13 protein-coding genes and 1 pseudogene are annotated in these 9,229 nt (G+C 47.4%); 4 read left to right on the top strand and 10 right to left on the bottom strand.

The genetic code is table 11. The features are described 5' to 3' along the window. The first annotated feature begins 86 nt into the window (after nt 1-86). Nucleotides 87-374 (top strand): hypothetical protein, encoded by a 288-nt coding sequence (locus ACSZLD_RS00125; RefSeq protein WP_444683877.1) that lies wholly within the window; start codon nt 87-89, stop codon nt 372-374. Between the two features lie 44 nt (nt 375-418). Here ACSZLD_RS00125 and ACSZLD_RS00130 read toward each other — a convergent pair whose 3' ends face one another. Beyond that, nucleotides 419-889: a redoxin domain-containing protein gene (locus ACSZLD_RS00130; protein ID WP_444683878.1), complete on the bottom strand. Its 471-nt coding sequence runs from the start codon at nt 887-889 to the stop codon at nt 419-421. Nucleotides 890-1,167: 278 nt separating this feature from the next. Between ACSZLD_RS00130 and ACSZLD_RS00135 the strand changes: the two genes are divergently transcribed. Next, the gene (locus ACSZLD_RS00135; RefSeq protein WP_444683879.1) at nt 1,168-1,590 is read left to right on the top strand and encodes a CBS domain-containing protein; all 423 of its coding nucleotides are present in this window, start codon (nt 1,168-1,170) and stop codon (nt 1,588-1,590) included. Nucleotides 1,591-1,619: 29 nt separating this feature from the next. Here ACSZLD_RS00135 and ACSZLD_RS00140 read toward each other — a convergent pair whose 3' ends face one another. Beyond that, on the bottom strand, nt 1,620-2,333 hold the full coding sequence (locus tag ACSZLD_RS00140) for a YqjF family protein (RefSeq protein WP_444683880.1): 714 nt from the start codon (nt 2,331-2,333) through the stop codon (nt 1,620-1,622). 694 nt (nt 2,334-3,027) lie between these two features. On the opposite strand from ACSZLD_RS00140, the gene ACSZLD_RS00145 reads away from it, so the two are divergent. Further along, nucleotides 3,028-3,186: a hypothetical protein gene (locus ACSZLD_RS00145; RefSeq protein ID WP_444683881.1), complete on the top strand. Its 159-nt coding sequence runs from the start codon at nt 3,028-3,030 to the stop codon at nt 3,184-3,186. Nucleotides 3,187-3,288: 102 nt separating this feature from the next. Here ACSZLD_RS00145 and ACSZLD_RS00150 read toward each other — a convergent pair whose 3' ends face one another. The 7 genes from ACSZLD_RS00150 to ACSZLD_RS00180 all read right to left on the bottom strand — a co-directional run bounded on the left by ACSZLD_RS00150 (nt 3,289) and on the right by ACSZLD_RS00180 (nt 8,278). Next, nucleotides 3,289-3,687 (bottom strand): NUDIX hydrolase, encoded by a 399-nt coding sequence (locus ACSZLD_RS00150; RefSeq protein WP_444683882.1) that lies wholly within the window; start codon nt 3,685-3,687, stop codon nt 3,289-3,291. Continuing rightward, nucleotides 3,687-4,460 carry an alpha/beta hydrolase gene (locus ACSZLD_RS00155; protein WP_444683883.1) on the bottom strand — a complete coding sequence of 258 codons (774 nt, stop codon included), beginning with the start codon at nt 4,458-4,460 and terminating at the stop codon, nt 3,687-3,689. Before ACSZLD_RS00155 ends, ACSZLD_RS00150 begins: the two co-directional genes overlap by 1 nt. Nucleotides 4,461-4,653: 193 nt before the next feature. Then, complete coding sequence (locus ACSZLD_RS00160; RefSeq protein ID WP_444683884.1) at nt 4,654-5,439, bottom strand: SDR family oxidoreductase; 786 nt, start codon at nt 5,437-5,439, stop codon at nt 4,654-4,656. A 62-nt stretch (nt 5,440-5,501) separates the two neighbouring features. Beyond that, the gene (locus ACSZLD_RS00165) at nt 5,502-6,032 is read right to left on the bottom strand and encodes a sodium/glutamate symporter family protein (protein WP_444683885.1); all 531 of its coding nucleotides are present in this window, start codon (nt 6,030-6,032) and stop codon (nt 5,502-5,504) included. A 247-nt stretch (nt 6,033-6,279) separates the two neighbouring features. Next, nucleotides 6,280-6,720, bottom strand: coding sequence for a sodium/glutamate symporter family protein (locus ACSZLD_RS00170; protein WP_444683886.1), 441 nt, complete (start codon nt 6,718-6,720; stop codon nt 6,280-6,282). Nucleotides 6,721-7,208: 488 nt separating this feature from the next. Continuing rightward, nucleotides 7,209-7,886, bottom strand: coding sequence for an AIM24 family protein (locus ACSZLD_RS00175; RefSeq protein WP_444683887.1), 678 nt, complete (start codon nt 7,884-7,886; stop codon nt 7,209-7,211). 137 nt (nt 7,887-8,023) lie between these two features. Next, on the bottom strand, nt 8,024-8,278 hold the full coding sequence (locus ACSZLD_RS00180) for a hypothetical protein (protein ID WP_444683888.1): 255 nt from the start codon (nt 8,276-8,278) through the stop codon (nt 8,024-8,026). Between ACSZLD_RS00180 and ACSZLD_RS00185 the strand changes: the two genes are divergently transcribed. After that, nucleotides 8,261-8,473: an OsmC family protein gene (locus ACSZLD_RS00185; RefSeq protein ID WP_246238095.1), complete on the top strand. Its 213-nt coding sequence runs from the start codon at nt 8,261-8,263 to the stop codon at nt 8,471-8,473. The genes ACSZLD_RS00180 and ACSZLD_RS00185 overlap by 18 nt on opposite strands. Before the next feature lie 85 nt (nt 8,474-8,558). On the opposite strand, the pseudogene ACSZLD_RS00190 reads toward ACSZLD_RS00185, so the two are convergent. After that, a pseudogene (locus ACSZLD_RS00190) lies at nt 8,559-9,131 on the bottom strand (DUF7010 family protein). Nucleotides 9,132-9,229: the final 98 nt, after the last annotated feature.

Raw genomic sequence — 9,229 nt, forward strand, 5'->3', positions numbered from 1 at the left:
TTCGTATGAATCACACAAAAACGCGAATATAATATTCATTTTACAGGAATTTACGTACTATCAGCACACATGAAGGAGGGTTTCTAGTGAGCCGTTTACTAAGAGGCATTACACCGCTGTTTGCGGTCGTTATGATCGTCGGCGCTGCCATTTATTTTATTTACACAACGACGCAGGAGCATCCGATTGGCGGACCTGCACAAGTTGCTGCCGACATCCTGATTCTCGTCGTTCTTGCCCTGGGATTAGGGTCGTTGCTTTTTGCCAAAGTTTCAAAAGAAGAAGGCACGATGAAGCCGGTTAAAGAAGGCCGCGCTGAAACAGATGAGGAAAAGGCAGACGTTACGCACGATAAAGATAATGAGAATCGATAGCGATATTAAAAAGCTGCTGCCAACTTATGGCAGCAGCTTTTTTATCAATGCCTGCTCTCCAGCTTTCGGCAGGCTTCAAACACTCCTTGATAATGATCGTCATTTTCCGCGTCGAAGGCTTCATTCCGATAGACGAGTGTGCCATCTCGGTGGATTAAGAAACAGGCACGGCTGGATACTTCGTCTTCGGGCTCTAAAACGCCAAAGTCACGAGCCGTCGTCTTATGCCAGTCGGCCAAAAGCGGATACGGAAGCGTCCCGAGCGTAGCTTCAAATACGTTTTGCGTGTACATATGATCGACGCTGATCCCTAGGACTTCAATCTGGCGTTCGTCAAAAAAATCGTAGGCCTCTTTCCAAGAGGTCAATTCTCTGATTCAGCCAGGAGTGAAGGCAAGCGGAAAAAACACGAGCAGCACATGCTTCTCCCCCGTATAATCAGAGAGCGCTATGCTTTTCCGCTTTGTGGATGGCAGCGTAAATTCCGGAACACGTTTTCCTTCTGATACTGTCATTTGATCACCTGCTTTCTAGTTGTCCCTATCGCCCCTGCTTCCCACAAACTGTGAATCGTTAACCTCTCTGTCTCAAATTAAGCCTTAAGCAGCAGCCGGAAAACATCCTGTGAAACCCTCCTTGCTAAAGCCACCTGCCCTCATTAAGACTAAAGCAATCTACTTCTACATATAAGAAATCATATAGTCTCATTTTTGATAAAATGATGAATCATTCGTTTATTTTTAACTGAATCGGCAATGAAGATCGTGAATTAACTTTTAAAAGGAGGTATACCATGAGTGCAATTAAAGAATTTATGAATACGGAAATTCAGTCTGCAGAAACAGATGCGACGCTGGAGGAACTTGCAAAGCTGATGGCAGAACACGACACCGGGTTTCTTCCAATTTTGAAAAATGAGAAGTACGCAGGTGTGGTGACGGATCGTGACATTGTCGTAAAAGGTCTCGCAAAAGGTTCGATCGACCAGCTTCGCGCAGAGGATATTATCAATGAAACGGTCATTACGGCTAACGCAGATATGGATGGAGAAGAAGCGTCTCTTTTAATGCAGGATCACCAAATTAAACGGCTGCTCGTAGTAGAGCATGATAAGGTGCAGGGCGTCGTCAGCTTAGGGGACATTGCCGCAGATGAAAATCCTGCTATCGCCGGAGGGGCGCAGCAGGAAATCAAAAAAGGCGATGCAACTAACTAGTCCCATCGCTAGTTCATCATCAGCCGACGTTATTCCGTCGGCTGATTTTTTTGTACCGGCTCAAACGGATAAAAGCTCGTGCGCTGCGTTTCGGCCAAGTGCACGACGGGCTCTTCCGGAGTGAAGCCGTCGATAAAGTCAAATAAGGAATTGTTATACACCTCTATCTCTGCATTTTTCACTTGCCAGACACCGTGTTCAATCGGCCCTTTGTACAACTCTCCTTTATTGGTCGTAAACAGTGCATATCTCTCCATCAGGAACTCCGTCAGCGGATATTGTACTGCAGGATAAACGGCATCCCTGCTTGCCGCACTGACGGTGAAGACCGCCGAATCTTTTTCTTTTCCTTTCCGAATAGAGGTGAAATCGCATCCATTCTCAAACGTGCGAATGTTCATAATAGCTTCATAGTAAGGGAGCGACGTCAGCCATCTTGCTCCTTTTACGGCGGTAAGCGAGTTGGCATCCATTGTTAAAAAGTAAACACCGCGCTCTGCTTCGTAATTCACGTACGTGCGGACATTCAGCTCCAGAAAGGATGGTACGACAGAAATACCGCTTGCAAGCCGGATTTTATTTTCTGCGGCTTCGAAACTGACGATCCCAATCCACGCACTTCCGTCGTACTCTTCAATGGTCAGTTCATCAGGCACGTGCGGGCGGAGCAGTTCGACCGGAATACGGTAGTGTACAAACAGCGTATGCTTCCAGTCCTGACTACCTATCCAGAATCGTTTCATTCTATCAAAACCCCTTTCATCATTCTTATCAACACAACTTTTTGAATGACTGACACCTGCGATTGTTCAGCTATGTTAGCAAGCTGCACCTATATGAATGTTCAGCGCTAAGCAAATGCCTCTTTACAACCTCGCCTTCCTCCTATCAGCGTCATCTTAAACATTTTCTCTGCATACCGATTGTATATTTTGTCGATAAAGTACACCAAATATGCGCCAAACCACGTATGTTTCAATAACGAGACAGATAATTCTGACTCTATAACCACGATTAAGTGAGTATTTATGCTTATTATAAATATGATTAATACGGTGATTCCAGTTTTTTGTCATATTCATGTAATCTGACGTAAGGCTTAAGAACGTTTTTTCAAAAATGCCTCAATAATCGTTTTATTGAGGGTATTCACACGTTGTACAAATTTTTTAAGACGTTTCTATTCGTTAGTTATCGGTTACACTAGTTATATGAGTAAATAAATAGACATGGTTATTTTGTATTAAAAAAAGTAAGTGATTCACTTCGTGTAAGTATAAGGTAATTTTTGTCTGATTACTCGAAAAATCGCATAAGTTATTGTAAGAAAAGAACCACCTGCAGGTTCGTTTCAGCCAGAGTAGTCAGCAGATGAACTCATCCAAAAGATCAACATGCTTGATTTCAAAATCGTTTTTATAAGGAGGAAACCTTACCATGAGTCAGCCAAAAGAACTGTCAGAAAAGGAACGGGAGATTAGGGAGAAGCAGCGTGAACAGCACCGTGCAAATGGAAAGAAAGGCGGTCTCGCGACAAAAACGAGATACGGCCGAGATTATTATGTGAATCTGGGCAAAAAGAAAAAGGAAACGTGATAACGACTGCTTCAATATGTCCGTATCAGGCTGCCTTTGAATAGAAATAGAGCGCGTGTTCTCCATGAGAAACACGCGCTTTTATACGTATAAAGAGTCTGCTTATTGCAATGTGTACGGAGCCTTCCCTTCAAGCATCAGGCTCCACACATCAGCGAGATACGGCATCATCTCTGCAGCTGCTTTAGCATCCGTCCATGTCATTGCAGAAACGGTGTCTGTATCCTCTATTTGTTCGGTCCCTCCGACAATAGTTCCATGAAACGTGATAAACAGGACGTGATTGCCTTTCAGAAACGCCTCGTTGATGCCTGCGACGCCTTCAACTGTTACAGTAAGACCGGTTTCTTCTTTTGCCTCCCGCACGGCTGCCTGCGCGAGCGTTTCTCCTGCTTCGACTCCGCCGCCCGGCAGCGACCATGAATCGTGCTTTTTATTATGGACAATCAGCACACGTCCTTCTTTCTGCAGCAGGACGTACGCGACATCGGCACGCTTCATCATGCATCCCCCCGAAATAAAAAAGTAATTGCGTCTGAAAAGCGTTCTCCCCACGAGGCTTCCTCATGCGTCCCGTTTTCCTGGACATGAAAGCGCGTGTCTGCCTTTGTTTGCTGCAGCACCTTAGCCGTAGAAAAAACCGACTCCATATACGCTTTCGACCCGACAGATCCAACGTGTTCATCCGTACCTGTATCGATGTAAATGCAGTGCTGCGGTGTGAAAGCCGCTTCGTTTATCTGATGCTCCAGCTTCTCCTGAAACAGCCAGCAGGCTGGGCTTAACGCTGCCGCATACTGAATCAGGTGTGGATACATGCAGACAGCGCTTAAGGTACAGTTCCCACCAGCAGAGCTTCCGGCCATCCCTGTGCGATCCGGGTCCGTGCGCCATTTCCGGTCCATTTCCGGCTTCAACTCCTCCATCAGATAGCGATTATACGCCGTTCCCCGACCGCCTGCTGAACGAGAAGGATCGAGAGCCAGCTTCTGTTTCACGTCGGCCTGCAGCTCCCACACGCTGTATTCGTCGAGCCGGCCGGTTCCTTCCGTGTTGCAGTCGACGGCGACAATTATTACATCTGCCCGCTCCGCTGCTTCCGCGGCCCGCCAGCTTCTACCGTAAAAAGCCCGCTCGTCATCAAAGACGTTCTGTCCGTCGTGCATATACAGCACAGGATACCGCTTCGCGCTCCTCTCATAGGACGCCGGCGTGTGAATGCTGATCTGTCGGCGTTTATCAAGCACCGTCTGCTCATATGTATCGATCGGCACTTTCTTCTCACCTCCTGTTTTTTCCAATTATAACATGAACTTCTTTGTAAGACGTATGAGGCTGCATCGTGAATGAGGAAAGGTCGGTTCACAGAGAAAACAGTGACCTACAAAAAAGAACGAGCTCCTGATTCCATTCTCAGGAGCTCGCCTCGTTCATGTGAATAGCAAAACCGTTCCAATTACCTTCCGTTTATACCTTGTCTTTCCAGGCTTCTTGCTCTGATTCTTTCATCTGCTCTTCGACTTCCTCCGGATAGGCGGTGCGGAACAGATGTGAATCATCGGCTATGACTTCTACCATCTTGCGGATCATATCTTCCGGATCGTACTGCTCATCTAAAATTTCTGCTGCTTCATTGATTGATTCTTCCTTCGTAAAGTGTGTGTCTGGATCGTACCACTTTTTTCGTTCTTCAAACATCCGGTCATTAAATCCAGTTTCGAACGGCCCAGGATTAATCGTAGCTACTTGTACGCCAAACTCTTTCAGCTCTGCACGCATCGTTTTCGCGATAGATTCTATCGCATGTTTCGATGACCCATAGGCACCGAGATACGGCATCGGCACGATTCCGACGATGGAGCTGAGGAAAATGATCTTTCCTTGCTGCTTCTCCACAAATTTTTTCGCTGCGATCTGCGCGTTTTCAAGCGTACTGAATACGTTCGTCTCATAGATCTCACGCATTCTGTCTACCGGGATTTCCGAAATTGGTCCACCCTCACCGATCGCCGCATTTGCAACAAATACATCGTAATCGTAGGACTCCAGAAGCTTTTGATCTTGTTTATCTGTAATGTCAAGCTTCACCACTTCTATATCGAGGCCTGCCGCTTCTGCCTCTTCCCGAAGCGGCGTCACCTGCGAAATGATTTCCACACCGGCGATCACCTTGTGCCCCTTTTTTGCTAAGCCAAGTGCCGTTCCTCTGCCCAGACCTGTCGCTGCGCCTGTGATAAAAACCGTTTTACTCATGTTGTCATTCCTCCTCTTTAGAAGCTATTGGCAGAATTCCCAAAAACATGTACTTGCAAACATCAACTTCTTTTTTTACCGAAATGAAAGAGTCCCAGCAGCAGCCATCCTGTCATAATCACAGCAGCCACAATCAATGCAGGAACTGGTCCAAATGCAATAATAAGCGGAACTGATGCCGCTGTTACAAGTCCGCCGCCTACAAAAATATCGAGCAGCAGCTGCTTGTAGCTGAAGCCATCTTTTGCAGGAGACTCATTTTGCGGGTCTGCCAATTTAATCAATAACAAGCCGGCGGCGCTCATTCCCATCGCTTGCCCCAGATCACCAATTCCTCGCTCGAACCAGTAGTCCGGCATGATTCGCGGAGCAATAAATAGAAAGGCAACGACGTTCCATAAAATCGCACCCGCTGCCATAATGAGAAACGGAAACAGGTGATTGCCGATCACCGTAAGTGCAAGTGTCGCGATAGCTGCTGTGATCAGCATATCAAGCGCAAGCCCCTGAATGCGGTTAATCATCCCCCGGTCGATGACATTATGTTTCACCACATTTGTTAAAAACAGCTGAACGATGACTGCTCCAATCATGGCAAGCGGAAAAAGCGGCAGATGAGTAAAAATCTCGATCTCTTCGATCCAAAGTGCTTATTCGATCAGAATCATGCCTTCCAGCATCAAAAACCCGATGGTGATGGCGACCCCAATGTATCCTAAATGAACGGTAAGGGTTTCAATGAATTCTGAATGCGTCGTTTGATGCCCGGCCGGTTCTTCCTGCTGATTTTCTTTTGCGATAAGTCCCTTCTTTTCCTCCTCGCTAATATCATCCGGGTTTTTAATAATCTCTGTTTTTCCTTTTCTGGCCGCCCACCATTCCTAAAAATACACCGGTCAGGACACCAATGGTTGCCAGACCAATTGCCAGATCCCTGCCTTCTTCAAAACCGACAGCTTCAAACGTTCCCGACAAACCCGCCGCTGTACCGTGCCCGCCGACAAAACTGATTTCCAGCAAGGCTCCTGCAGCTGGGTTCATGCCAAAAACCGGTGTTAATATAAGGAGCGTTAACAGTGTTCCGACAACGTACATTCCCCAGGAAATAAAATGGGCAAATGTAATCTGCGGACCGGAAATCTCCCACATCTTTTTAATAGACGGGAACGTCATGCCGAGAAATAACGAGGCAAAGATGACGTTGATCAGTAACCCCGGTAGCTCGCTCCACACATCCACCATGGATTGAGGAAAGAATCCTCCCTCGTCAAACAAATTCACTCCAAATTGACCTGCTATTTCAGGACCGAGCAGCAAGCCAATTAAACCAGCAATCATCGAGCTTGGCAAAAAGAAGTTTTGAAAGAACGGTGTAAAAACGCGAATCCACTTACCGATTAAGAGTAAAATACCTAAAAATAATTAAACTGAATCCGACCAGCTCCGGACTTATATCCATCGTCTCCCCCCCAGTGTTCATTTGGGTCTTTATGGTACTCATTTTCCAGTTAGCTTTTGTCATAAACGTGTTGCACGTAAATTAGGTCCAACTAAATAAAAACCGGCCTGCAAATAGACCGGCTCTTGGAAGTGCTCTGCACGATTAATCCCTGCTTTAGCACCATGAAAAACGCTCTGTTATGTAAATCTGTTGCGCTGTCATATCAAATCTGTTGTTCAAGAGGCTGCCATACACGCAAAAAACCGCACAGTACTCCTGTGCGGCTGTCGGTCAAACGGCCAGCTGACTGCTCATGATGACGCGTTACTTACTCTGTTTCAAACCCGGGCTGGACGATGACAAATCCGTCGCCTTCAAATTTCATTTGAATCGACTCCCCGCTGCCTCGTCCTAAAAAGGTGCGGTAGTTGATGTCGGTGTGAAATTCCGGTGTGAGGCCGCCGGACCAGGCGACGGTCGCGGTCGGATCGGTGTAGACCGGCTTATCCGGCGTCACGCTTAGGGTAAGCGGCTCGAAATACGTGGTGATCGCTACTTTTCCCTCGCCTTTCAGCGTAATATTGAACAGGCCGCCTGACATCATGCCGGCGACTTTTCTCATCAGCTCAATATCCCATTCGACGGTCGGTTCAAATGCCAGCAGATCATTGCCGTTGACCGTCAGCTGTCTGTTCCCAAGCTCCAGCACCGTCACGCGCTTTCCCTGGTCTGCCAGAAACAGATTGCCGCGGCCCGTTGCTTTCATCAATTCGCCGCCTTCGCTCGTAAACGTTTTTTTAAACATTCGTTCCACGCCGTGCTCCAGCGCCCGCTCCCGTTCAAATTTGATCTCACCGGTATAGGAAATCATGGCACCCATTTTCGCCCAGACTTCTCCCGCAAGCTCTACTTCCAAAATGCGGTCTGACTGCAGGCCGAACGCTTCCTCGGGCCGCTCTTTACGTTCTGTTCGTTCAATAAATTGTTCAATCGAATAGCTGCTCATGCGTGCGGACACCCCTTCAAATATTAAATACTTGCCAATAATACCTACGATTGGAAGAGACGGAAGGTTTCTCTTTTTTCAAGTACGGGAATGACGTGCGTAAAGAGAGGAGTGCCAGGATGACAAAACCAATTGCGTTAACGAACATTCGGATCGAACAGCAGCAGCCCCCGCACCGTTAAGCCTATCTGGAAGGATTTGAGGACCCGTTTGATTTTGGCGTTCACGGAGGTGTGAAGGAGTTTTACAGAGTCGAACCCGAAACGGAATATCCATCCACGCTGGATCACATCGTCGCCGCTGCCGGCGGCTGACTGACCGGCACCCTTGCCGGCGCGCTGGATGCGCGTGACATCCCTCTCTATCCGGACCGACTGAAAACCGATGTACAAGGCACGATCGAAGCACCCGAAGGCGTGCTAAAAATCACGAAAATTCACTGTCATTATCACATTCAAGTGCCTCGTGGAAAACGTGACCAGGCGGAGCGCGTTCTGCCGGTGTTCGAGAAAAAATGCCCGGTCGCACAAACCTTGAAAGGCTGTGTGGAATTCATCCACGACTGGACGATTGACGAATACGACTGAACAAGCAAAAGCCGGTGATTCCCTGTGGATCACCGGCTGCTTTTTAGTACCTGTTATCCTATTGCGACAGCTTTTACTGCATTCTTTAACCCGCAACTTGTTCCTTTCTCTCTTCCTGATGCTTGACCTTGCTCCGAAAATCTACATGAAGCCAGCCTGCTAGCAGAAGGAGCAGCACAACCATTACGCCTGGAATGGCCCAGACAGCATTTGTGACGATGGATGTTCCAAAAAGCACGAGAACCATAACAGGCGACATGACATAGAAAGCCCGTGTGTTATACAGCCAGCCATATGGAAAAAAGTGCGCTGCTACAATAACTGCTAGAAATAGGACCGCTTGTGATGGGGCCATGGAAACAGCCCAGAGCACGAGCGGTATGTACATCACCTGTGCAACATTCAGCTGCGATCCGAGCGACGCGAGCGGATGACCGTCAAACTTCCACTTCGCTTTTAACAGCACAGAAGCTGCCATTGCAAATGGGAACATGAGTCCAGTCGCAAACAGCATTCCTATATTTTACGTATGCTGATCAAGCGGCAGAAAAAACAACATTGTAATCAGGCACCAGATGACGCTGGCTGCCGCAATAAATGCAATCCCGTTTTTCCCCCGTAAAGAAAGCTTTTCTCTCATATGATCAAATTCTGACATCCGTTTCCTCCTAAGTGAACCGTTCAATAGACTTTAAATCATCACCCTGCCGCCTATGGACAGGGTGATCATTAAACGTTTCAATTCCTGACTTCAGG

Source organism: Alkalicoccus luteus, assembly GCF_052061695.1.
Lineage (GTDB): Bacteria > Bacillota > Bacilli > Bacillales > Salisediminibacteriaceae > Alkalicoccus > Alkalicoccus luteus.

Excerpts from the sequence above, each read along its gene's own strand:
- ACSZLD_RS00135 (WP_444683879.1), top strand. The coding sequence starts at position 1,168 with ATGAGTGCAATTAAAGAATTTATGAATACGGAAATTCAGTCTGCAGAA.
- ACSZLD_RS00140 (WP_444683880.1), bottom strand. The coding sequence starts at position 2,333 with ATGAAACGATTCTGGATAGGTAGTCAGGACTGGAAGCATACGCTGTTT.
- ACSZLD_RS00145 (WP_444683881.1), top strand. The coding sequence starts at position 3,028 with ATGAGTCAGCCAAAAGAACTGTCAGAAAAGGAACGGGAGATTAGGGAG.
- ACSZLD_RS00150 (WP_444683882.1), bottom strand. The coding sequence starts at position 3,687 with ATGAAGCGTGCCGATGTCGCGTACGTCCTGCTGCAGAAAGAAGGACGT.
- ACSZLD_RS00160 (WP_444683884.1), bottom strand. The coding sequence starts at position 5,439 with ATGAGTAAAACGGTTTTTATCACAGGCGCAGCGACAGGTCTGGGCAGA.
- ACSZLD_RS00165 (WP_444683885.1), bottom strand. The coding sequence starts at position 6,032 with ATGATTGGAGCAGTCATCGTTCAGCTGTTTTTAACAAATGTGGTGAAA.
- ACSZLD_RS00175 (WP_444683887.1), bottom strand. The coding sequence starts at position 7,886 with ATGAGCAGCTATTCGATTGAACAATTTATTGAACGAACAGAACGTAAA.